Source organism: Nocardioides lacusdianchii (assembly GCF_020102855.1).
Taxonomy (GTDB): domain Bacteria; phylum Actinomycetota; class Actinomycetes; order Propionibacteriales; family Nocardioidaceae; genus Nocardioides; species Nocardioides lacusdianchii.
Genome location: NZ_JADHZD010000002.1, coordinates 319,512 through 341,818, shown reverse-complemented (window position 1 = coordinate 341,818; position 22,307 = coordinate 319,512). Strand labels below are relative to the sequence as shown.

General features: G+C 71.3%; 24 protein-coding genes. 11 read left to right on the top strand and 13 right to left on the bottom strand.

Features of this window, described 5'->3' with window-relative positions:
- Positions 1-13: 13 nt before the first annotated feature.
- Positions 14-505 (top strand): CinA family protein, encoded by a 492-nt coding sequence (locus tag IRX98_RS04325; protein ID WP_224274148.1) that lies wholly within the window; start codon positions 14-16, stop codon positions 503-505.
- A gap of 44 nt (positions 506-549) precedes the next feature.
- Entirely contained in the window at positions 550-858 is a 309-nt protein-coding gene (locus IRX98_RS04320) for a helix-turn-helix domain-containing protein (protein ID WP_224274145.1), read from the top strand.
- 16 nt (positions 859-874) lie between these two features.
- On the opposite strand, the gene IRX98_RS04315 is transcribed toward IRX98_RS04320, so the two are convergent.
- Together IRX98_RS04315 and IRX98_RS04310 are read right to left on the bottom strand one after the other, a co-directional pair.
- A complete protein-coding gene (locus IRX98_RS04315) occupies positions 875-1,669 on the bottom strand; it encodes a DNA-formamidopyrimidine glycosylase family protein (protein WP_224274143.1) in 795 nt (264 codons plus the stop codon).
- The gene (locus tag IRX98_RS04310; protein ID WP_224274141.1) at positions 1,662-6,200 is read right to left on the bottom strand and encodes an ATP-dependent helicase; all 4,539 of its coding nucleotides are present in this window, start codon (positions 6,198-6,200) and stop codon (positions 1,662-1,664) included. The genes IRX98_RS04315 and IRX98_RS04310 overlap by 8 nt, the downstream gene beginning before the upstream one ends.
- 135 nt (positions 6,201-6,335) lie before the next feature.
- On the opposite strand from IRX98_RS04310, the gene IRX98_RS04305 reads away from it, so the two are divergent.
- Positions 6,336-6,554 (top strand): hypothetical protein, encoded by a 219-nt coding sequence (locus IRX98_RS04305; protein WP_224274139.1) that lies wholly within the window; start codon positions 6,336-6,338, stop codon positions 6,552-6,554.
- On the opposite strand, the gene IRX98_RS04300 is transcribed toward IRX98_RS04305, so the two are convergent.
- A complete protein-coding gene (locus tag IRX98_RS04300; RefSeq protein ID WP_224274138.1) occupies positions 6,551-7,204 on the bottom strand; it encodes a response regulator in 654 nt (217 codons plus the stop codon). The two genes, IRX98_RS04305 and IRX98_RS04300, sit on opposite strands and share 4 nt — an antisense overlap.
- On the bottom strand, positions 7,201-8,340 hold the full coding sequence (locus IRX98_RS04295; protein WP_224274135.1) for a sensor histidine kinase: 1,140 nt from the start codon (positions 8,338-8,340) through the stop codon (positions 7,201-7,203). Before IRX98_RS04295 ends, IRX98_RS04300 begins: the two co-directional genes overlap by 4 nt.
- Before the next feature lie 107 nt (positions 8,341-8,447).
- Between IRX98_RS04295 and IRX98_RS04290 the strand changes: the two genes are divergently transcribed.
- Together IRX98_RS04290 and IRX98_RS04285 are read left to right on the top strand one after the other, a co-directional pair.
- Positions 8,448-9,347 (top strand): ABC transporter ATP-binding protein, encoded by a 900-nt coding sequence (locus tag IRX98_RS04290; RefSeq protein WP_224274133.1) that lies wholly within the window; start codon positions 8,448-8,450, stop codon positions 9,345-9,347.
- Complete coding sequence (locus IRX98_RS04285; protein ID WP_224274132.1) at positions 9,344-10,147, top strand: ABC-2 transporter permease; 804 nt, start codon at positions 9,344-9,346, stop codon at positions 10,145-10,147. Before IRX98_RS04290 ends, IRX98_RS04285 begins: the two co-directional genes overlap by 4 nt.
- Before the next feature lie 265 nt (positions 10,148-10,412).
- Here the strand turns inward: IRX98_RS04285 and IRX98_RS04280 are convergent, their stop codons facing one another.
- Positions 10,413-11,492: an alpha/beta fold hydrolase gene (locus tag IRX98_RS04280; protein ID WP_224274131.1), complete on the bottom strand. Its 1,080-nt coding sequence runs from the start codon at positions 11,490-11,492 to the stop codon at positions 10,413-10,415.
- Positions 11,493-11,833: 341 nt separating this feature from the next.
- Between IRX98_RS04280 and IRX98_RS04275 the strand changes: the two genes are divergently transcribed.
- Positions 11,834-12,616, top strand: a complete 783-nt coding sequence (locus tag IRX98_RS04275) for a phosphotransferase enzyme family protein (RefSeq protein ID WP_224274130.1) — start codon at positions 11,834-11,836, stop codon at positions 12,614-12,616.
- A gap of 152 nt (positions 12,617-12,768) precedes the next feature.
- On the opposite strand, the gene IRX98_RS04270 is transcribed toward IRX98_RS04275, so the two are convergent.
- Positions 12,769-13,875, bottom strand: coding sequence for a hypothetical protein (locus IRX98_RS04270; RefSeq protein ID WP_224274129.1), 1,107 nt, complete (start codon positions 13,873-13,875; stop codon positions 12,769-12,771).
- Positions 13,876-13,994: 119 nt separating this feature from the next.
- Between IRX98_RS04270 and IRX98_RS04265 the strand changes: the two genes are divergently transcribed.
- Positions 13,995-15,065, top strand: coding sequence for a saccharopine dehydrogenase (locus IRX98_RS04265; RefSeq protein WP_224274128.1), 1,071 nt, complete (start codon positions 13,995-13,997; stop codon positions 15,063-15,065).
- A gap of 37 nt (positions 15,066-15,102) precedes the next feature.
- On the opposite strand, the gene IRX98_RS04260 is transcribed toward IRX98_RS04265, so the two are convergent.
- Both IRX98_RS04260 and IRX98_RS04255 read right to left on the bottom strand, forming a co-directional pair.
- Positions 15,103-15,360, bottom strand: a complete 258-nt coding sequence (locus IRX98_RS04260) for a hypothetical protein (protein WP_224274125.1) — start codon at positions 15,358-15,360, stop codon at positions 15,103-15,105.
- Between the two features lie 46 nt (positions 15,361-15,406).
- Positions 15,407-16,255: a hypothetical protein gene (locus IRX98_RS04255; protein ID WP_224274123.1), complete on the bottom strand. Its 849-nt coding sequence runs from the start codon at positions 16,253-16,255 to the stop codon at positions 15,407-15,409.
- A 38-nt stretch (positions 16,256-16,293) separates the two neighbouring features.
- Here IRX98_RS04255 and IRX98_RS04250 point away from each other — a divergent pair, with 38 nt between their 5' ends.
- On the top strand, positions 16,294-16,584 hold the full coding sequence (locus IRX98_RS04250; RefSeq protein WP_224274121.1) for a hypothetical protein: 291 nt from the start codon (positions 16,294-16,296) through the stop codon (positions 16,582-16,584).
- Here the strand turns inward: IRX98_RS04250 and IRX98_RS04245 are convergent.
- The 4 genes from IRX98_RS04245 to IRX98_RS04230 form a co-directional block, all read right to left on the bottom strand.
- On the bottom strand, positions 16,526-16,858 hold the full coding sequence (locus IRX98_RS04245; RefSeq protein WP_224274119.1) for a hypothetical protein: 333 nt from the start codon (positions 16,856-16,858) through the stop codon (positions 16,526-16,528). The two genes, IRX98_RS04250 and IRX98_RS04245, sit on opposite strands and share 59 nt — an antisense overlap.
- Entirely contained in the window at positions 16,855-17,469 is a 615-nt protein-coding gene (locus IRX98_RS04240) for a mycothiol-dependent nitroreductase Rv2466c family protein (RefSeq protein ID WP_372456013.1), read from the bottom strand. Before IRX98_RS04240 ends, IRX98_RS04245 begins: the two co-directional genes overlap by 4 nt.
- Before the next feature lie 148 nt (positions 17,470-17,617).
- The gene (locus IRX98_RS04235; protein ID WP_224274114.1) at positions 17,618-18,574 is read right to left on the bottom strand and encodes a class II glutamine amidotransferase; all 957 of its coding nucleotides are present in this window, start codon (positions 18,572-18,574) and stop codon (positions 17,618-17,620) included.
- 104 nt (positions 18,575-18,678) lie between these two features.
- Positions 18,679-19,407, bottom strand: coding sequence for a DinB family protein (locus tag IRX98_RS04230; protein WP_224274112.1), 729 nt, complete (start codon positions 19,405-19,407; stop codon positions 18,679-18,681).
- Between the two features lie 40 nt (positions 19,408-19,447).
- Between IRX98_RS04230 and IRX98_RS04225 the strand changes: the two genes are divergently transcribed.
- The 3 genes from IRX98_RS04225 (at position 19,448) to IRX98_RS04215 (ending at position 21,397) form a co-directional block, all read left to right on the top strand.
- Positions 19,448-20,254, top strand: coding sequence for an alpha/beta fold hydrolase (locus IRX98_RS04225; RefSeq protein WP_224274110.1), 807 nt, complete (start codon positions 19,448-19,450; stop codon positions 20,252-20,254).
- 108 nt (positions 20,255-20,362) lie between these two features.
- Positions 20,363-20,638, top strand: coding sequence for an iron-sulfur cluster assembly accessory protein (locus IRX98_RS04220; RefSeq protein ID WP_224274108.1), 276 nt, complete (start codon positions 20,363-20,365; stop codon positions 20,636-20,638).
- A gap of 123 nt (positions 20,639-20,761) precedes the next feature.
- Entirely contained in the window at positions 20,762-21,397 is a 636-nt protein-coding gene (locus tag IRX98_RS04215; RefSeq protein WP_224274106.1) for an isochorismatase family protein, read from the top strand.
- A 3-nt stretch (positions 21,398-21,400) separates the two neighbouring features.
- Here the strand turns inward: IRX98_RS04215 and IRX98_RS04210 are convergent, their stop codons facing one another.
- Complete coding sequence (locus tag IRX98_RS04210) at positions 21,401-22,297, bottom strand: NAD-dependent epimerase/dehydratase family protein (RefSeq protein ID WP_224274104.1); 897 nt, start codon at positions 22,295-22,297, stop codon at positions 21,401-21,403.
- Positions 22,298-22,307 lie beyond the last annotated feature (10 nt).

Here is a 22,307-nt window from a genome sequence, read left to right as displayed (position 1 = left end):
TAGTGTCGCTGACATGTGGGAGCCGTCGATCGCCGTGCGCGTGCTGGACTCGCTGGCCCGGCGCGGCGAGACCGTCGCGACGGCCGAGTCGTTGACGGGCGGGCTGCTCGCAGCCCTGCTCACCGACGTGCCCGGTGCCTCGCGGAGCTTCGTCGGTGGCGTGGTCTCCTACGCCACCCGGATCAAGGTCTCGGCCCTCGACGTGCCGGCCGACCTGGTGGAGCAGCACGGGGTCGTGTCGCAGGAGTGCGCGGAGGCGATGGCGTGCGGCGTACGCGCCCGGCTGGACGCCACGTGGGGGCTCGCCACGACCGGTGTCGCCGGTCCCGACGAGCAGGAGGGGCAGTCCGTCGGGACGGTGTGGGTGGCGCTCGCCGGCCCGGGCCTGGTGGCCGCCCACCGGCTCGAGCTGCGCGGGGACCGGCTGATGATCCGGCAGGCCACGTGCGAGGCCGTGCTGGCCCTCCTGGTGGACCACCTGCGGGAAGAAGGAGCCCTCGGGTAGCGTTGGACCTCACGACCTGCCTCGACCAGAGTAAGGACTCGCGCATGGTGCTCTTCCGACGTCTGCTCGGTGACGTGCTGCGCGGTGCGCGGATGCAGCGCGGGATGACCCTGCGCGAGCTCTCCGCCGAGGCCCGGGTCAGCCTGGGCTACATCTCCGAGATCGAGCGCGGCCAGAAGGAAGCGTCCTCGGAGCTGCTCGCCTCGCTGTGCCAGGCGATGGACCTGCCGCTGTCCGAGGTGCTGCGCGACGTCGCCGACGCGGTGGCCGTCGAGGAGGCCGCGCTCGCGATCGTCACGACGCCCATCACGGCCGTACGCCGCTCCGGCGACGTGGTCGCCTCCGCCGCCTGAGGCGTCCGGCTCTCGGTCAGAAGTCAGCCGGCTGGCAACTGGGGCACCAGTAGGCCGCCCGCTCACGGCCCGGCTCGCCGAACATGTCCACGCGGATCGGCGTCTCGCAGCGCCGGCAGGGTGAGGTGTCGCGGCGGTAGACCCACATCCGCTCGCGCGGGCGCAGGTCGCCCGTGGTGGTCTGGATCGCGCGCTCCTTGTTGACCTCGAGCATCTGCTTGGCGCGACGCACCAGGCGGGGGAGGTCGCCCACCTGGCGCAGCGGCGTCGCCGGGTGGATGCCGCTGGTGAAGCACAGCTCGGCCATGTACATGTTGCCGACGCCGGCGAGGTTGCGCTGGTCGAGCAGCGCCTGGCCGATCGGCCTCGTGGGCTCTCCCCGGAGGTTGTGCAGGGCGCGCTCCTCGTCCCAGTCGGGGCCCAGGAGGTCGGGGCCGAGGTGGGCGACGAGCGCTGCCTCGTCGTGGCGGGGCACGATCTCGACGATGCCGAGGGAGAACCCGACGGCCTTGCGGGACTCGATGCCGAGCACGACGCGCACCTGCTCGGCGGGGCGGCGCCACTTCTCGCCCTCGGGGTAGACGTGCCAGGAGCCCTCCATCTTGAGGTGCGTGTGGAGCGTCCAGGCGCGGTCCGCGTCGATGCGCGTGAGCAGGTGCTTGCCGCGCGCCAGGGTGCGGATCACGGTGCCACCGGTGAGGTCCCAGGTGGCGTAGCCGGGCACCCGGAAGTCGGAGATCGTCAGCCGGTGGCCGGTGAGGGCGCGGTCGAGCTTGGCGGCAGCGCGCCAGACGGTGTCACCCTCAGGCACGCAGTCTCAACCCCTTCGGCGTTGCGATGAACCCGGCCGCTGACAGTGCCACACGGATCGGCGTCTCGCCACCGTTTCCGATCAGCGCCTGTCCGTCGACCTTCTCGACGGTGAGCTTGCCGAGGGCTCCGCGGCGCGCGGCGTCGGCCAGTGCGGCCATCGCGGGGGTGAGCACCTCGGGGTCGTCGGTCCACGTCAGCAGCGTGCGCCCGCCGCGCTCGACGTAGACGGTGAGGTCGCCGTCGACGGTGACGACGAGGGCTCCCGCCTTGCGTCCTGGACGGTGTCCGGCGCGGTCGGGGTCGAGCGGCTCGGGCCAGGGGAGCGCGGCACCGAAGACGTTGGCGGGGTCGGTCGCGGCGAGCGCGACGACCGCGGGCTTGGCGCCGCCGGTGGCGCTGGCGCGCTCGGCGAAGGTGCGCAGCCGGTCGATCGCGCCGGCGCTGCCGAACTGCGCGGCGCCGAGGCCCTCGATGAAGTAGCCGCGTCGGCAGCGTCCGGTGTCCTCGAAGGCGCTGAGGACCTTGTAGACCCCGGCGAACCCCCCGGCGACGCGCTCGCTGACGACCGCGCCGCGGGTGACGACGCCGTGCCGCTCGAGGAGGTGCTCGGCACGGGCCTTGGCGCGGCGGGTGGGGTCGGTGTCCCGCTCGGGCAGCAGCGCCCAGCGTCCGGCGGTCTCGGGCGGGCCGGTGCGCGCCGGCATCCGGCCGCCGGTGGTGCGCCCCAGCCGGGGCGGCGTACGCCGGGTGCGGTGCGAGGGCGTGCCGGTGCGGACCAGCGCCCGGAGCGGGGTGAGGGTGTCGTTGGTGACCAGCCCGCGCCAGACCAGGTCCCACAGGGCGGTGGAGAGCTCGGCGTCGCTGGTGGAGCCGACACGGTCGGCGAGCTGGCGGAAGAACCACGCACCGCCACCGTCGAGCAGGTCGAGCACCGCGCGCTGCACGCCCGTCGGCTCGTCGCCCTCGACCTCGGGGAGGGTGAGGTGCGCCTGGTCGGCGAGATGGAGGCTGACCCAGCCGTCACTGCCCGGGAGCGGGGCATGGCCGGTCCAGATGACCTCGCCGGAGGCGGTGAGCTCGTCGAGCATGGACGGCTCGTAGTCGCGCACGCGCGCGGCGAGCACCAGCGGCTCGAGGGCACTGGCGGGCACCGGGCATCCGGCGAGCTGGTCGATGGCCGCCACGACCCCGTCCACGCCCCGCAGGGACCCTCCCACGCGTTGCCAGGCGGGGAGGAAACGGGCGACCGCGTCGTGGGCGACCGGCTCGATCTCCTGGCGCAGCCGGGCGAGCGAGCGCCGGCGCAGCTTGCGCAGCACCTCGGCGTCGCACCACTCGGTGCCGGAGCCGGACGGGCGGAACTCGCCGTCGAGCACCCGGCCGCGGTGGGCCAGTCGCTGGAGCGTCTGGCGGGCGACGGCCTCGCCGAGGCCTAGCCGGGTCGCGACCTCGGCGGTGGTGAAGGGGCCGTGGCTGCGGGCGTAGCGCGAGACGAGGTCGCCGAGCGGGTCCTCGGGGAGCTGGAGGAAGGCGTCGGGGGTGCCGACGGGGACCGGCACGCCGAGCCCGTCGCGCAGGCGACCGATGTCCTCGATGGCGGTCCAGCGGTCGTCACCGGCCATCCGGACCTGCACGACACGGCGTACGTCGGCGAGGGAGGCCATCCAGCCCTCGACGTCGGCACCCTCGACCGCGCGGGCGCGGATCTCCTCGGTCGACAGAGGACCGACGAGGCGCAGCAGGTCGGCGACGGCCTCGGCGTCGCGGGCGCGGCGGTCGTCGGCGAGCCACTGGAGCTCCGACTCCACCTCGGCGAGCACCTCGGGGTCGAGCAGCTCGCGCAGCTCGGCGCGGCCGAGCAGCTCGGCGAGCAGGCCCTGGTCGAGCGACAGCGCGGCGGCGCGACGCTCGGCGATGGGGGAGTCGCCCTCGTAGACGAACTGCGCGACGTAGCCGAAGAGCAGGCTGCGGGCGAAGGGACTCGGGGAGGTGGTGGCGACGTCGACGACGGTGACCTCGCGGCGCTGGACGCGGCCGAGGAGGGTGACGAGGGCGGGGAGGTCGTAGACGTCCTGGAGGCACTCGCGCACGGCCTCGAGGACGATCGGGAAGGCGGGGTACTTGGAGGCGACCTCGAGGAGCTGGGCGCTGCGCTGGCGCTGCTGCCACAGCGGGCTGCGGCGACCGGGGTCGCGGCGCGGCAGCAGGAGGGCACGGGCGGCGCACTCGCGGAAGCGGCTGGCGAAGAGCGCGGATCCGCCGACCTCCTGGGTGACGAGCTGCTCGATCTCCTCGGGCTCGAAGACGATCACCTCGCCGGTGGGTGGCTCGGCGTCGGTGTCGGGGATGCGGATCACGATGCCGTCGTCGGAGGCCACGGCCTGCCCGTCGACGTCGTAGCGCTCGCGCAGGCGGGCGTTGATGGCCAGCGCCCATGGCGCGTGGACGGGCGTGCCGTAGGGGGAGTGGACGACCAGGCGCCAGTCGCCGAGCTCGTCGCGGAAGCGCTCGACGAGGACCTGGGTGTCGTGGGGGACGACCTGGGTGGCCTCGCGCTGCTCACCGAGGTAGGTGACGAGGTTGGTCGCGGCGTTGAGGTCGAGGCCGCGCTCGCGGACGCTCGCGATCGCCTTCGCGGGTGGCAGCGCGGCGAGCTCGCGGGTGAAGGCGCCGACGGCTGCTCCGAGCTCGGCGGGACGGCCGAGGGCGTCGCCCTTCCAGAAGGGGAGCCGGCCGGGGATGCCCGGGGCGGGGGTCACGAGCACGCGGTCGTGGGTGATGTCCTCGATCCGCCAGCTCGTGGCACCGAGGGCGAAGATGTCGCCGACGCGCGACTCGTAGACCATCTCCTCGTCGAGCTCGCCGACGCGGCTGGCCTTCTCGCCCACGAGGAAGACGCCGAAGAGGCCGCGGTCGGGGATGGTGCCGCCGCTGGTGACCGCCAGGCGCTGGGCGCCGGGGCGGCCGCTGAGGCCGCCGGTGACACGGTCCCAGACGATGCGCGGGCGCAGCTCGGCGAACTCGTCGCTGGGGTAGCGGCCGCTGAGCAGGTCGAGGGTGGCGTCGAAGGCGGAGCGGGGGAGCTGGGAGTAGGACGCAGCGCGGGTCATGAGGGCGTACATCTCGTCGACGTCCCACTCGTCCATCGCCAGCATCGCCACGACCTGCTGGGCGAGCACGTCGAGGGGATTGGTGGGGACGGAGAGCTTCTCGATGGCGCCGCTGCGCATCCGCTCGACCGACACGGCCGTCTGGGCGAGGTCGCCACGGTGCTTGGGGAAGAGGACCCCGCGGCTCACCTCGCCGACCTGGTGGCCGGCGCGGCCGACGCGCTGAAGCGCGCTCGCGACGCTGGGCGGCGACTCGATCTGGACGACCAGGTCGACCGAGCCCATGTCGATGCCGAGCTCGAGGCTGCTGGTGGCGACCACGCAGGGCAGGCGCCCGCGCTTGAGGTCGTCCTCGATGACCGCGCGCTGCTCCTTGGAGACCGAGCCGTGGTGGGCCTTGGCGATGATCGTGCCGGCGCCGCTGCTCTGGCCGGACTGGGCCATCACCTGGGCCGGAGGCCTCGTCGGACCGTCCTCCGGGGCGTCACCGTCCTCGCGCTGCTCGGCGCGCTCGGTGGCGATCTCGTTGAGCCGGGCGGTGAGGCGCTCGGCGAGGCGCCGGGAGTTGGCGAAGACGATGGTCGAGCGGTGCTGCTCGACGAGGTCGACCACGTGCTCCTCGACGTGGGGCCAGATGCTGGTGGCACGGCCGGGGTCCTCGGAGTCCTCGTCGTAGTCGCCGGGCATGGTCATGTCCTCGACCGGCACCACGACGCGGAGGTCCCACTCCTTGGTGCTGGGCGGGGAGACGATCTCGACCGGCTGGGTGCCGCCGAGGAAGCGCGCGACCTCGTCGAGGGGGCGGACGGTGGCGCTGAGGCCGATGCGCTGGGCGGGCTTGTCGAGCAGGCCGTCGAGGCGCTCGAGGCTGATGCCGAGGTGGGCGCCGCGCTTGGTGCCGGCGACGGCGTGGACCTCGTCGATGATGATCGTGTCGACGCCGCGCAGCGTCTCGCGCGCCTGGCTGGTCAGCATCAGGAAGAGCGACTCGGGCGTGGTGATGAGGATGTCGGGCGGGGTGGTGCCGAGCTTGCGGCGGTCGGCGGGGCTGGTGTCACCGGAGCGGAGCCCGACCGTGACCTCGGGAACCGCGGTCTCGAGCCGCTCGGCGGTGTTGCGGATGCCGGTGAGCGGCGCGCGGAGGTTGCGCTCGACGTCGACGCCGAGCGCCTTGAGGGGGGAGATGTAGAGCACGCGGGTGCGCCGGGACTTGTCGTCGGGTCGATCGGTGCTGAGCAGCCGGTCGATGGCGTGGAGGAAGGCACTCAGCGTCTTGCCACTGCCGGTGGGCGCGACGACGAGCGCGTGGTGCCCCTCGGCGATGCTGGACCAGGCGCCCTCCTGCGCGGGCGTGGGCCCGGCGAACGACGCCTCGAACCACGCCCGCGTGGGCGCGCTGAAGCGGTCGAGGGCGGTCATGGGTTGCAGTCTGGCACTGGGGTACGACACCCACCCCGCCCCGAGGGCTGGACCGGTGGGGAGGACGGTCTCCAATTTGGGTCAATCCCACGCCCCTGCAGCCAGCTCGACGGGGCCGTTGGGCAAGGTCTGTCCATGACGGCGCTGGCAGGTGAGGAGTGGACGGCGGTGGCCTGTGCGCTCGCAGATGCCGCCGACGCCTTCGCGGTCCGCGCCCACGAGCAGGAGGTGCTGCGCGACCGGGCGCGACCCGGGACGATGGTCCACCACCACCATGCGCACTCCGCGACGCTCTGGCGCTCGGCCGAGGGCAGCCTGCGGGCGCGGATCGGTGAGCTGGGGCTCGGGTCCTAGTCCCGGATCCGCCCGGTCTCGTAGCCCCACATCGCGACCTCGACCCGGTTGCGGGCGCCGAGCTTGGTCATGAGGCTGCCGATGTGGGTCTTCACCGTGCTGAGGCTGATGTGCAGCTCGGCGGCGATCTCCGCGTTCGTACGCCCTCGGGCGAGGGTGAGCAGCACCTGCTCCTCGCGCTCGGTGAGCGGGTCGATGGGCTGGGCCGGAGGAGCGGTGCGGCCGGTGCGCGCGAACGTCGACAGCAGTCGGCGGGTGATGCTGGGCGAGATGAGCGAGTCACCCCGCACGGCCGCCCGGATCGCTTCGCCGAGCAGCGCGGGCCCGGCGTCCTTCAGCAGGAAGCCGGTGGCCCCGGCCGCGAGCGCACCGTGGACGTACTCGTCGAGGTCGAAGGTGGTGATCACGACGACCGCGACCGGGTCCGCGATGCCCGGCCCGGCCAGCAGACGGGTCGCCTCCACGCCGTCCAGGACGGGCATCCGGATGTCCATCAGGCACACGTCGGGGCGCAGCTCACGGGCCAGCCGCACCGCCTCCTGCCCGTCGCGCGCCTCTCCCACGACCTCGATGCCGTCCAGGGTGCCGAGGATCAGCTGCAGCCCGGTCCGCACGAGGTCCTGGTCGTCGGCGACCAGCACCCGGATCATGCCGGCACCTGCCGGGGGAGCGTCGCGGTGACGGCCCAGCCGCGACCGGGGGAGGGACCGGCCTGGCAGGTGCCGCCCAGCAGCAGCGCGCGCTCGACCATCCCGGTGATCCCGAAGCCCGCTTCGTGGGCGGTCTGGTCCGGTTCACCGTCGTCGCGGACGACGAGGCTGACCGCGGACCGGTCGCCGGCGACGCGTACGTCGACCACGGTCGCGTTGCGCGCGTGGCGCAGGGCGTTGGTGACCGCCTCCTGGGCGATGCGGTAGACAGCGGCGTCGATCGCCGTCGGGAGCGCGGCGAGGTCCCCCGACACCCCGACCTCCACCCGCGGCCCCGCCGGTGAGGGCCCGGCCAGCCGCTCGAGGTCGGCCACGCCGGGCTGCGGGGCGTAGTCGGCGGGCGTCTCGTTGCGCAGCACGCGGACCATCGCCCGCATCTCCGCGAGCGTGCGCGACGCCTCCACCTCGATGACCTCCAGCGCCTCGAGCGGTGCCGAGGGACTGGTGGCCGCGAGGGCGCGACCGGCCTGCGCGTGGACGGCGATGGCGGAGACGTGGTGGGCGACCGTGTCGTGCAGCTCGCGCGCCAGCAGGACCCGCTCGTCCGACTTCACCTGCTCCAACCTCCGCTCGCGAGCGCTGTCCTGGGAGCGGACGGCCCAGCCCAGAGCGAAGGCAGCCATCAGGACCGCGATCCCGCCGATCGCGTCGCCCACCCCGCTCCAGCTGACGACGAGGCTCAGCACGGCGGGCACCACGATGACGGCCAGCCCCGCCACCGCCTCCCGTCCCGACCCCCACCGGACGAGTGCGTAGGGCAGGAGCAGGAAGTAGACCATCGTGTACATGTCGAGCACCGGCGCGTCGAGGGCGAGCAGGCCGATGTCCACGACCACGGTCACACCGAAGGCGGCCGCGACCACGGCCAGCGGGTGCGTACGCCGCCACAGCAGCAGCGGCGCCAGTCCGACGGTCAGCACCACCGACAGCACCGGCAGCGGCAGGTCCGCCCGCAGCGCCCACTCCAGCGCCGCGGAGACCGCCACGAGCCCCAGGAGCACCCAGTCGCGCCAGACCCGTGCCGGCGGGGCCGAGGGCCGGGGTTCGTCCAGCACGGACCTCAGTGGGTTGCTCACCCCCTCAGCGTAGGGACGGAGCACCGCCGAGGGGCCGTACTTTCGGCCAGGACAGGACCGGCCTTCGAGCCGATACGCCCGCGACCCTGCGCCGCGAGGGTGGACGCATGATCACAGTTGAGTCCCTGACCCGGAGGTACGGCGGGTTCACCGCTGTCGACGACGTCTCCTTCACCGCCCGGCCCGGCCGCGTGACCGGCTTCCTCGGTCCGAACGGAGCAGGCAAGTCCACCACGATGCGCGTCATGGTCGGTCTGACCGCTCCGACGTCCGGCTCGGCCACCATCGACGGCGTACGTTTCGCCGACCTGCCCAACCCCGGCCTCGAGGTCGGTGTCCTCCTCGACGCCTCGGCCCAGCACGCCGGCCGCACCGGACGCGAGATCCTGACGATCGCCGCCGACACGATGGGCCTGCCCCGCACCAGGGTCGACGAGATGATCGAGCTGGTGAGCCTTACCCCCGCCGAGTCGCGGCGTCGGGTGCGCAACTACTCCCTCGGGATGCGCCAGCGCCTCGGCATCGCCACCGCCCTGCTCGGCGACCCGAGGGTCCTGATCCTCGACGAGCCAGCCAACGGGCTCGACCCCGCGGGGATCCGGTGGATGCGGGACCTGCTGACGGACTTCGCGAGCCGGGGCGGCACGGTGCTGCTGTCGTCGCACCTGCTGCACGAGATCGAGGTCATCGCCGACGACCTCGTCGTCATCGGCAACGGCGCGATCGTCGCGTCCGGCACCAAGGAGGAGCTCCTCGCGGCTGCAGGGACGCTGGCCCGGTCGACGTCGCCGCGCGACCTCGCCCACGCGCTCGAGCAGGCCGGGATCCCCAGCACGCTCGCCGGGGACGGATCCGTACGCACCGACGCCGACCCCGCCCGGGTCGGATCGGTCGCCCTGGCTGCCGGCATCGCCCTCACCGAGCTCCGGTCCGCCGAGGGCGCCGGGCTCGAGGACATGTTCTTGTCCCTCACTGCCGACACCCAGCGCGAAGGAGCAGCGGCATGACCGCCACGATCACCACGGTGGCCGCCGCCTCGGCCCGTCGGACTGCCCGGCCCATCCCTCTCGCGCGACTCGTCAGGGTCGAGCTGCGCAAGATGTTCGACACCCGCTCGGGGTTCTGGATGCTCGTCAGCATCGGCGTCTTCTCGGTCCTCGCGACCGGGGCGGTCATCGTCTTCGCCCCCGACAGCGCCGTCACCTACGAGAACTTCGCGGCCGCGATCGGCCTGCCGATGTCGGTGATCCTGCCGATGATCGCGATCCTGGCGGTGACCAGTGAGTGGAGCCAGCGCAGTGGGCTCACGACGTTCACGCTGGCGCCGAGCCGTGGACGGGTGATCGGCGCCAAGGCGATCGCGACCTTCCTCGTGGGGATCGGGTCGATGGCCGTCGCCTTCGCGGTCGGCGCCGTGGGCAACCTGGCCGGCTCCGCCCTCGCCGGCGTGGACACCGTCTGGGACATGTCGTTGTCCACCGCACCCCAGATCCTGCTGGGCAACCTGGTGGGCATGGCGATCGGCTTCACGCTCGGCGTGGTGATGCGGGCCTCGGCGGCGGCGATCGTCGGCTACTTCGTGGTCTCCCTCGTCCTGCCCGGCATCCTCGAGCTGCTCGCGCTGGTGCGGGAGTGGTTCCTGGACCTGCAACCGTGGATCGACTGGAACTACACCCAGGTGAAGCTCTTCGAGGGCACCACCGACACCGGTGAGGAGTGGGCGATGCTCGGCTCCACCACGGCGATCTGGATCGTCGTCCCCCTCGCCATCGGGCTGCTCTCGCTGCGGCGGTCGGAGGTCAAGTAGTCCGACACGCAGAGGCGGTGTCCGGGGCTCAGAGCTGGGCTTCGGACACCACCGTTGCCATGGCGGACCCGGCTGGATGGGCACTTCACCTGGTGCGATGGGCCTCCGGCGGGGGAGGCTCGACGACCTCGGCGCTGCGGCGTGCAGGGCTGGCACCGGCCCTCCGGCGGCCTGCGTTCTTGGGGCCGAGGCGACGCAGTTCGCCGCCTGCCGGCGCGCCCTGGAAGGGCCCCGTCTGACAAGTTGTACGGCGGCGACTGAACTCCTAAACCTCGATGGCCAGCAGGTCGGAGAGCGCGGCGTCCACCTCGGCGGTGTAGGAGGGCTCGAAGCCGAACAGCCCGAAGTGACCGGCGATGCTGTGCAGCATTCTGAGTTCGGCGCCAGGGATCATCTCCTGCTCGGGGATGCAGTCGCGGGGTGGGAAGAACATGTCCTGCTCGATCGGCATCACGAACGTCTTGGCGGTGATGCTGCCGAGCGCAGCTGCGAGGTCCCCGTTGGTGTTGCGCGCCACGTCCCCGCGTTGCCACTTCCAGCCCATCGACAGCAGCGCGTTGGGGTCCATCATGCCGAAGATGAGCGCGGTGAAGTTCTGCTGGAACTCCTCGAACGTCTCCCACCCGAGGCCTTCCACCAAGGGTGGGATGTCCCTCCAGAACTCCGTCTTCCAAAAGTCCGTGGTCAGTCCCATGACCGCCCAGATGTCGGCGTGGCGCCGCAACCCATCGGCCACGTCGGTATTCGACGCGTACTCTCCTCCGTTCCAGGCAGGATCTGACGTGATCGCGTCCATCAAGGTCTGCGTGTAGAGGAAGTCGTGCGGCAGGTTCTGGGCCGTACCTGCGATGGGGGCTGCACGCAGCACCTTGTCGGGGAAGCGAACCGCCCACTCGTAGGTCTGCTGAGCGCCCATGGAACCGCCCACTACAAGGGCAAGTCGTTCGATGCCGAAGTGTTCGCGCAGCAGTTGTTCCTGTGCGCGGACGTCGTCGCCGATGCGCACATGGGGGAACTTCGACATCGCGATCGATGGGTCCTCGGTGTTGTGCGGTGAGGTCGAAAGGCCATTGCCGATCTGGTTGATGACCGCGATGAAGTACTTGTCGGGGTCCAGTGCCCGCCCCGAACCGATGTAGACCTGCTCCCAGGTGGCATGCGTGCCTGAGAACCACGTCGGAATGCAGATGGCGTTGGACTTGTCCTCGTTGAGGGTGCCGTACGTCGCCACAGCCAACCGAAGATCCTCGATCACCCCACCCTCTTCCAGCTCGAAGCGGCCGATCGAGATCAGCTCGTAGGCTCCCTGGCCCTCGGGTGTGTAGAAGTCGTTCTGCAGCGGCATGAGGTTCTCCTTGTAGTCAGGTGCCAAGCCGACGGGCCGGTCGCGTCCAAGATCGCGGTGATGAAGGGCCGCCGCGTGACCCAATAGCACTGTAGGCAGTGCGCGCGCCAAGTGCTAGGCCCTCCTCCTCGGCGTTGGGGTCGGTGATGCCCGGCGGCCGCGAGGCGATACCCATCGAGGGGCCACGGGTGCCAAGAGCTCCCGCGGGTTGGTGAGTGGGTTCTCGTCACATGGTGCGTCAATGCGCCCCTTGTCGGGGATATCCGTGACCTGGCAACGAGGGTCCGTACGGCTCGAAGAACTCGGTGGTTACCGCCCGCCGTTCGTGTGACAGTGCCGGTGTGGCAGACGACAAGGTGTTGGGTCGAGCGGCCGAAGTGAACGAGCAGTTTCGCCCGATCGAGCTGACGGCCGAGACGGTCACCCGACCCGCCGGCCCCCACACCCCGACCGTGCACGCGTTCCTGCGGCACCTCCATGACAAGGGTCTGGACTGCGTTCCCGAGCCGGTGGCGCTCGACGGGGCCACTGAGACGCTCCGCTTCATCGAGGGCGAGAGCGGCGGTGACGGGTGGAAGCACCAGCACGACGAGCGGGGACTGCGCTCGGCGGCACGCCTTCTGCGGCGTATCCACGACGCCTCCGCTGACTGGGTCCCACCCGACGATGCTGTGTTCGCCGCACCGGGCGCCGAGGGCGGCGACGTCTTCGTCAACGGCGACCCCGGCCCGTGGAACTTCGTCTGGCGAGACGGTCGGGCCGTCGCGCTCATCGACTGGGACTTCCTTCATCGCGCGCCCAGGCTCAGCGACGTGGCGTACGCCCTCCAGTGGTTTGCCCCGATCCGGGACGACCAGGCAGCCCTCGAGTGGCACCACTTTCCGGAGGTCCCCGACCGTCGAGCGCGCATCGAGGCATTCCTCGACGCCTACGAGATCCCCGCCGACTTCGACGTTGCTGACGCCGTCGTCCAACGCATCCGCTACACCAGCGAGCACGTCCGGTTCCTCGCCGCTCAAGGACAGGAACCGCAGAAGACGTGGGTTGCCGAGGGCACCGTCGAGAAGGAGGAACGTGCCGACATTGCATGGGTCGAGGAGAACCGTTCGCTGTTCTCCGGCTGACGCCCAGCGCACGTCCCGTTGGAGTGTGGTTCACGTACGGCCGTCGCCCTCCAGTGGCCCGGACCGCAGTGTGTGCGTCCATCTGCCTGGATGTGGATCCCCGTCCGTGTCGGTGCCGCGTTGCCCGAGACACGGGCCGCACACGGTGGAGGTCAGCGCTGGGGCCGATGTGCCGCGGCGGTTTCCCGGGTGAGGATCATGGCGCCGAAGTCCTCGCGAGCCCGGGCCCGCAGGGCCGGGTCGGGAAACTGTCGGCTCCGAACTGTCGATGGCTCGGGGGGACGGAACCACGCCGCCAGGTCACGTGCGGCCACCAGCCAGCGGTCCTCGGCGACCTCAGTGACGTGCCACTGGGACAGGTCGTGTGCGTGGGCCAGGTGGCGTCCGGTCACCAGCTGCACGCCGAAGGCGTCAGGTACGTACGCAGACCACAGGTGGGGGTGTCGGCGCCACACGCTGGTGGTCGTGGCTTCCGATTCGTCGGTGCCGGGGTAGGTCAGGTGGACGGCACCGAACTGCAGGTCGGGCGCGTGGTCGAGGAGCAGGCCCTGTGTGTGCTCGGCGAGCGCGGTCGGGTCGGCGTCCCGGTCGAGGTCGATCCACCACGTCTGGCCGAAGGGGGAGAACCCCACCGACCGGCGCAGCTCCCCGCCGGCGCGCGACGTGGAGGCGAGGGCGAGGTTGCTGAGTCGCCTGTCGAGCAAGGGACTGATGAGCGAGACGGCGTCGTGCTCCTGGACGGGCGTTCGTACGACGTCGCCGACGTGGGCACCGGTGCCAGGCACCAGGGCCCAGGCCACCGCGTGCGTCAGCAGCCGCTCGGTCGCCGACTCGGACACACCCCACCGGGGCTCGGGCACGCCGTGCGCGTTGAACGGACCCGCGTCGGCCAGCGGATCCACCCGGTGGGTCAGGTAGGCGGTGGGAAAGGGGACGTCGGAGCCCCGGTGGAACAGCGGGTCCACCCACGGCACCGAGATGGATCCGGCGTGGCCCATGCCGGAGAGAACAGCGGCGAGCTCGAGCACGCGCTCGTGCCAGTCAGCCATGTCGGACAACCAGGTCCAGGCGCCGCCCGTGGTGGGGCGGACCTCCCATCTCCGGGCACCGTCATCGATCTGGTTCACGGCCGCGCGGACCACGCCCGCCGGCTGGTCGAGTCCATCGAGCTCCACCCACAGGTCGACCCCGTCGCGCCGCTGCTGGCGCCGCTGAGCCACGCGGTCACGGATCCGGGCGTCGTCGACGTCCACTGTCACGCCGTCACCTTCCCAGACGCGAGCACCGACGCACGTGCGGTTGGCGCACAGGGTGCGTCACGACGACGCAGAAGCAGACGCGCGAGAGCGTGGCGGGTGACCGATGGCATCCTGACGCCATGCACCCCGTCCATGTGTGGATCCGGTCCGAGTCGCGCGACACCGAGCGGCGTACGCCCATCGTGCCCGCCGACATCCCTCAGCTGATCGGGGCCGGGTTCGAGGTGACCGTCGAGGAGTCTCCCCAACGCACCTTCGCCATCGAGGAGTACGCCGCAGCCGGTGCCTCGGTCGCGACGGAGGGCAGCTGGGTCGACGCGCCCGAGCACGCCTATGTGCTGGGGATCAAGGAGCTCCCTGACGGGCCGGAGTCGCTGCGCCATCGGCACATCTACTTCGCGCATGCCTTCAAGGGCCAGGAGGACGCTCGGCGCACGCTCGAGCGGTTCAGCCGCGGCGGGGGACGTCTGTTCGACATCGAGTACCTCACCGACGACGACGGCCGGCGGGTGGTCGCGTTCGGCTACTGGGCTGGCTACGTCGGCGCCGCCCTCGGTGTCCTGCACCTTGCCGGCGGGCTGGCCGCGCCACTCGCGCCGATGGCCAAGCACGAGCTCGACGCTGAGCTGGAGCAGGCCGGGAAGGCCGGGGCCGACGAGCTGCTCGCCCTGGTCACTGGGGCGCGGGGGCGGTCCGGTCGTGGAGCGCAGCACGCGCTGAGGACCGCCGGGATGCCGGTGACCTCGTGGGATCGTGAGGAGACGCGAGACCTGCACAAGCAGGCGCTCCTCGGCCATGACCTGCTGGTGAACTGCGTCGTCACGCACACCCCGACCACACCGTTCGTGGAGCAGTCGGACCTGGACCACGAGCGCCGGCTGCGGGTGCTCGCGGACGTCACGTGCGACGTCACCGGTCCGACCAACATGCTTCCGGTGAACACCAGGACCACCTCGTGGCAGGAACCGGTGAGGCGGCTGCACGACGGCACGGGCGAGCACAGCGTGCCGCTGGACGTCATCGCCATCGACAACCTGCCCTCGTTGCTTCCCCGCGAGGCCAGTGAAGGCTTCAGCGCCGACCTGACTCCGCACCTGCTGGGTCTGGCCGGTGAGGGTGCCCCGTCGGGGGCATGGCGGGCGGCCGGCCGCGCCTTCGATGACGCGATCCGCAGCCTCACGGCACCGTGAGGACCGGCGCAACAGCAGGCTCCGACGGCTCGCCGTGCTAGCTGCGCCGCCCGATCTGCAGGACCTCGGGCGGGGCGCTGGGGGAGCCGAGAGGCGCCTGCTCCCGTGACCAGGGGGTGGGCTCGAAGAGCGTTGCTCGGGAGGACTGCTCGATCCGGCTGCCGGGAGCCACGAAGAGCGGGTCCTGCCAGTGCGAGACAGGGGGCCGGAGCGGCCGCCCGTCGTTGAACAGGGCCCGAACGGTACCGACGCACAGAGCCAGCGCGATCGCCAGAAGTAGCCACATGAAGGCCATGCCTCCATGGTGCGCCTCGTCGCGCCCGACGGGAAGGGGTCGCGCGTCACCACTCGCAGTGCGTCGGCACGAATCCCCGCAGGGCGGCTCGCCGCTCGTCGCCGATCGGCAGGTAGAACGCAGCCGCCGCCGGCAGGTCGGGTCCCGTCACGCGTACGGGCACCAGGGTGCCGACCTTGTCGTCCGCCAGCGCGTGCGGGTCGCACCGGCTGGGGATCAGCCGCAGGACGACCTCCACCGGAGGGTCGTCGGGGCCCAGGGGATAGGTGATGCCTTCGTCGACGTGGGCCGAGCCGGGGACCTGCCTGAACAGCACCGTGTCCTCGAAGCCCATGAACGCGACATCGTCCTGGGCCCCGCTGGGAGTCAGGGTCACCGGCAGCTCGTAGACGGAGTTCCTGCCCTCGCCCACGATGCGTACGGCGCCGAGCTCGAGGGTCGCCGCCTCGCCCAGCCGTTCTTCGGCGCAGTCGCGGTCCATGAAGAGGGCGACTGCGCCGTAGCGGTCGGTCGCCGTGGTGGTCGACCGCAGCTCGGGTCCGTCGTCGATGCGGTAGGTCAGTCGGACCTCGGCGTCCGACCCGGTGCCGCACCCGGACTTCGGCAGCTCGAACTCGAGGTCCGCCTCGTTCTCGAAGGACTTCTCGCCGGTCCAGGTGATCGTGCCGAACCGCGGCGACTCGATGTCGGCGTGGGTGACGGTGACGCGCCGCTCGGCGTCGTTCACCAGGCGTACGAAGAGGGTGCGTCCCTCGCGCTGCAACCGCGACTGGTCGACGTACGCCGTCAGGTCGTCTGGGAAGGGCACCGTCCGTGCCTCGTCGGGCTCGTCGGTGGCACCACACCCGAGCACGGTGGCACCCAGGAGCAGGAGCAACGTGGCGACGCGGCGCATGTCCGCAGCATTCCACGGCGGTCGGCGATACTCGCCGCATGCGTCGTCATCTGTGGTGGGTCCTGGGCCTCGTGCTGGTGTGTGGCGGCGTCGTGGTCATGCTGTCCGCCCAGGCCGGTCCCGACGACTTCGGGTGGTTCGCCTACACGCCGCTGAGCGACGACCCCGACTGGCACATGGGCTGGAGCGACCCCATCTCCAGTGGGTCAGCCCTCATCGTGTCGCGATGGCAGGTGGCCGGCGCAGCGGCCGTGGCGCTCGGGCTGGTGGTCATCGCCGGGGGAGTGGGCTTCCGGCTCGGCCAGCGCCCGTCTCGGCGACCTGCTTGATCGCGGCGAGCGTCCGGGGGATCCCGGTGTGGGCGTGCCGGGTGCGGTCCTCGATCTCGTCCGCGGCCCGGTCGCCGTACTTCTCCGCGAACATCGACTGACCTGCCGGGAGGAACTCCCACGTCTCGGTCAGCCGCGTGCCCGCTCCCTCCGCCTCGAGGACGAAGCCCCACCGCACGAAGCCCTGGCCCACCACCCAGGCGAACTCGCGGCCGCGCTCGGCCGCGACGACGACGCTGTCCTGATGGGTCCGTGACTGTGTCGGCTGTGTCATCCGCGCTCACTCCTCTGCCGGCGGCTGCCGCCGTGCCAGTCCTCCTGCTTGCCGACGGTGTCGGGGTCCACGCCGAAACCGATCAGCTGCGGTCGCTCGCGCAGGCTGCGCTTGAGCTCGGCGAAGCCGGGGAAACGGGCCAGGCCGACCACGTGGTCCCACAGCTCGCCGGCCTGCTCGGGCTCGGGGAGCCGGCTGATCACGGGGCCGAAGAACGCCACGCCGTCCGGCGGCTCGAAGTGGATGATCGGCGTGCCGACGTCCTTGCCGGTCAGGGCGCGCGCCTCGTCGCCGTCCGCGCGGATCGCGTCGTCCCAAGAGGTGTCGTCGAGGGCGTCGGCGAGCTCGGCGGGCAGGCCGACCTCACTGAGGACGGGCTCGAGGAACTCCCTCGTGCCGTGCCGGTGGCGGTCGGCCTCGTCGTCCGCGGTCGCTGCCGGCGGGGTGTCGAAGATGTGCGCTCCGAGCGCAGCCTGGAGGATGTCCACGGTCTCGGCGCCGTGATCGTGACGGGCCCGGGCGGCGACGCGCAACAGGCGCAAGCCGGCGGTGTGGCCCGCCTCGTACTCCGGCGGGAAGTGGGCGTCGTAGTCGATGTGCTCGTTGATCAGGCGAAGCGAGATGAAGCGCTAGTCCACCGACAGGTCGCGCTCGGCCTGAACCATCCGGACCCACTTGCTCGTCAGCCAGCAGAAGGGGCACACCGGATCGAAGTAGAAGTGGATGTCAGAAGCCATGGATCGAGACTAGGACCCGCCCCTAGCCCTGGACCTCCAGGCGGTTCACGGTCCGGCTGATGCTCCCGTCCGACTTCTCGAGGAACACGATCTCGCCGAACTCGAGCGAGGACCAGCCGTCGGTGTCCTCCGTCAGCTCCTCCGAGGCGAAGATGGCAGCCGTCGCGCCCTCCTCGCCGCTCGTCTCGAAGCTGAACGAGGTCAGGTCGTGCTCGAAGTTGCTACCCATCGTCATGTACATCGGCTCCAGCAGCATCGAGAGGGCGAAGTCGTCCGTGCCGGGGTCGGCCTTGCGCAGCTCCCTCCAGTCACCGGCCGGGTCGGTCTCGCCGTGGTGCCCGAGACCGGTGTTGATCCCGATGATCCGGTTCGGCGTCACCAGCGCCATCTTCAGCTTGGCCAGGGCGCGGAGGTCGAGATCGGCCATCGCGCGGGCGATGAGCGTGACCATCTTCTCGACCGCACGCTGCACGTCCTCGTCGGTGTCGCCCTCGAGCAGGGAGAGCAGGAGCACGTAGAGGAACTCCGTGTCGGTCGTGCCGCGCATCTGCGTGAGGTACCTGTCCTCGCAGTGCTGCAGCAGCTCCCTCTGCAGGAGCATCCAGTTCGGCAGGTCGCCGTTCTGGGCGAGGATCCAGGGGGTCTCCTCGAAGGAGTAGGGGTGGCAGTTCTCGTCGACCATCACCACCTTCGAGTCGTACGCCGCTGCCCGCACGTGGCCGAGCATCGTGCTCGCCTGGAGGCTGGGGATCATGCGCGTGGCGTTGTCGTCGTAGAACGCAGCCATGGGCCGGCGGTAGATGAAGGGGTCCTCCGGCTTCAGCAGGTGCTCGCTCCAGGCGCCGAAGCCCCAGCCGGCGAGGTGAAGGTCCGGGTAGCGCTCCGGCTCCAGGGCCTGGTTGATGAGGCTGTTCGACGGCGTGAGCAGCAGGCTCTCGAGAGGGATCTCGGGCCCGATGTAGGCGAGCACTCGGCACATGGCGTTCCTTCGCGGGTAGGTGGGTGGCAATCCGGGGTCGACCCGGGACCACCACGAGCCTCGCCACTCTAGGGGTCACTGCCGCTCCGACCCTCAGGCCCGACTCACGCCAGCAGCGCCAGGTCCCGGCGTATGTAGCGCAGGTGCGCCCACTCCTCCTCGAGGATCACGCGCAGGCAGTCGCCGACGGTCGGGTGCCAGTCGAAGCCCCAGGGGTCGTCGCGCTCCTCGGCGAGCTGCTCCGGCGTCACGCCGGCCAGGAAGTCGGTGACCATCTGCTGGCGCTCGGCCCGCACGGCGAGGACCTCCTCGAAGGTCGGCTCGTCGGCGCGGAAGATCGAGGTGTCGAAGCCCATGCCCTCGGCGCCGTCGAAGATCTGGCCGATCTCGTGGAAGGGCTGCTCCACCCGCATGATCCCGCCGCGGAGCCAGGTGTCGGTCGCCAGGACGAGGTGGCGCAGCGTCTGCGTCAGCGACCACTCGTCCTCGACGTGGGCGTCCACCAGCTCGGGAGGGGTCTCGGTGACCGTCGTGGCCCACGCGGCCTGCACCGCGACCCAGCCCTCCCGGAGTCCCTCCGGCGTCTGCGCCTTCTGCAGCTCGCGGCCGGGGAAGCGCCGGTTGAGCTCGGCCTCGACGAGCGGCACCACGTCGACGCCGTTGACGACGAGGCTGCCCATGAAGAGGTCGTGGCTGTCGATGTCGAGCCCGTCGACGTCGACGCTGCGCATGGTGACGCCGCTGACGTCGGAGAAGCGCAGGGTCGCACCCTTGAAGCTCGTGCGGACGAAGGTCCTGCCCTCGAAGTCGTTGCTGCCCGGAGAGGTCGTCATCGCCTCATCATGGACCCTCGGTCCCGGCTAGCCTCGCCGAATGCTCCTCGAGATGCGTGACGGCCGGACCGTCCAGGTGTGGTCGGGAGGCGATCCCGACGGGCGGTTGGTGCTGCTCCTGCCCGGTTGTCCCGACAGCCGGCTCGTCGCCACGTCGGGCGCGGACGCGGCGGCGCGCGCAGGCGTCCGGCTCGTCAGCATCAACCGTCCCGGGTACGGCGCCTCGACGCCGTACGCCTCGACGCAGGCAAGCGTGGCCGACGACCTGGTCGAGGTGGCCGAACGGCTGGGGCACGGGAGGTTCGGACTGATCGGGATGTCGATCGGAGGGACGTACGCCGCTGTGGCCGGCGCGCGCCACCCCGACCGGGTGCGGGCCCTCGTGCTCGTCGAGACGCAGGTGCGCACGGACGAGGGCAGCGTGTCGGAGAAGGTCGAGAGGTACGCCCCCGAGTTCCTGGCGTGGCGGGCCGGCATCGTCGGCGACGACCCGGACGACGAGACGCTCGGGAACAGGTGGGCGGCGCTGCTCGACGGCGGCGCCTCCGCCTCCCTGGCCCGTCGTACTCCGGGCCAGCACGCGGCCGCCGCCAGGGAGGCCCTGGACGACCCGAGCGGATACCTCCGCGACGCCGCGCTCGCCTTCTCCGCGTGGGACCACGCGCCCGAGCTGATCGAGTGCCCGACGCTGCTGCACTACGGCACGGTCGACGGCGACGGGACACCGGTGTCGCAGGGGCTCGCGCTCGCCGCCCGCATTCCCGGCGCACGCGTCGAGCTGCGCGACCTGCCGCACCTGGCAGTGCTGCTCGCGCAGTGGGACCAGCTGATCGCCTTCGTCGCCTGAGCCTCCTCGCTCGCGCCGAGCACACCCCGACGAGCGATCTCGGTTTGCCTGCTCGCGCGGTCCGCGTGATGGTGGAGGTGACACATTCGCTATTCGGAAGGAGAGCCCATGCTTGCTCTCACCGAGAACGTGACCGAGATCGTGAAGAAGCTTGCCGACGAGGTGCCGGGTATCTCCGCGCTCCGCATCGCCACGGAGGCCGACGGGCAGTCCATGTCCGTGAGCCCTGCCGACCAGGCCGCGGCCGACGACATCGTGCTCGAGCAGGACGGTGCCACCGTCTACGTCGACGGCCAGGCGTCGGAGCTGCTCGCCGACAAGATCCTGGACGGAGGCGTGGACGAGGAGGGCAACATCCAGTTCGCGCTGGGCCAGCAGGCCTGATCGACCGCACCACACAGGAGTCCCGGGCCCGATGGGTCCGGGACTCCTGTCGTTCCTGGCCACCTGGTCAGGGCCCCTGCGGCAGGATGGCCGTGACCGCCGTTCGCCAGCCGAGGAGATCCCATGAGCACCCCCCGCCGCGCCCTTGTCGTCGTGGACGTCCAGCAGGAGTACTTCGACGGGCCGCTGCAGGTCCAGCACCCGCCGCGGGAGGAGTCGCTCGCCCACGTCGTGCGGGCGATGGACCTTGCCCAGGAGCACGACATCCCCGTCGTGGTGGTGCAGCACGAATACCCCGAGGGCGCGCCCGTCTTCGCCGTCGGGTCCGCCGGCTGGGCGCTGCACCCCGAGGTGGAGGCGCGGCTCGACCCGTCGTGGAAGCGGGCCACGAAGCAGAACGGCAGCGTCTTCGCCGGCACCGACGTCGCCGCGTGGCTGGCCGGCCAGGGCGTCGACACGGTCACGATCGTCGGCTTCATGACCAACAACTGCGACATCGCCACCGCGGTCGAGGCCGAGGGGCTCGGCCTGGCCGCCGAGGTGCTCTCCGACGCGACCGGAGCGATCCACCTCGCCAACGAGCAGGGTCAGGTGTCAGCCGAGACCCTCCACGAGACGCTGATGGTGCTGCTGCACTCGAACTTCGCCGCCGTGGCCACCACCCACGCCTGGGCTCACGCGGTCCGGGCCGGCGAGGCACTGCCGAAGAACGACCTCGGCACGTCGGCGACCCAGGGGCGCGCCGCCTTCAGCGGCTAGGGCTCAGGCCCGCGGGTCGTCCAGCACGTCGCGCCACGAGTGCTGCGGGTCGAACCCGACGAGCTCGCGCGCCTTGTCGATGGCGTAGAACGTCTCGTCGCGGCCCATCTCGCGGCGTACCTCGACGCCGTCGTAGAACTGCTCGATGACCTCGTCGGTCGTCGCGGCGACCGACATGTCGGCGTTGGCGACGTTGAAGACCTCGTAGCCGAGGCCGTCGGTCTCGAGGCAGCGCTGCACCATCTGGCCGAGGTCGCGCACGTCGATGTAGGCGAAGATGTTGCGTCGCCGCAGGCCTGCGTCGGTGAGGAACGGCGGGAACATCTCGGCGTACTCGTGCGGCTCGATGACGTTGTTGATCCGCAGGCCGTAGATGTCGGCCCCGGTGCGCGCCTGGAAGGACCGTGCGGTCACCTCGTTGGCGACCTTCGACATCGCGTAGGAGTCCTCGGGGACCGTCGGGTGCTCCTCGTCGACCGGGACGTAGAGCGGCTTGCGCTCGCCCTGCGCGAAGCACACGCCGTAGGTCGTCTCGGACGAGGCGAAGACGACCTTGCGGATGCCGAGGCGGGTCGCGGCCTCGAGCACGTTGTAGGTGCTGAGCACGTTGGTGGCGTACGTCGCCGAGTCCGGGCGCAGCAGGATCGCGGGCACCGCGGCGAAGTGCACGACGGCGTCGTACGTCGGCTTCTCGGCCAGGTCGAGCTCGTCGAAGGTGGCGAGCCCGGCGAGCGCGGAGTAGACCTCGCCGGTGTCGGTGAGGTCGACGCGGAGGTCCGAGACGTCGGGGTGGCCCAGGGGGACGAGGTCGGCGTTGGTGACATGGTGGCCCTGCTCGGCGAGGTAGGGGGCGACGTGCTTTCCGGCCTTGCCGCTGCCGCCGGTGAAGAGGATGCGCATGGCTCCTTCC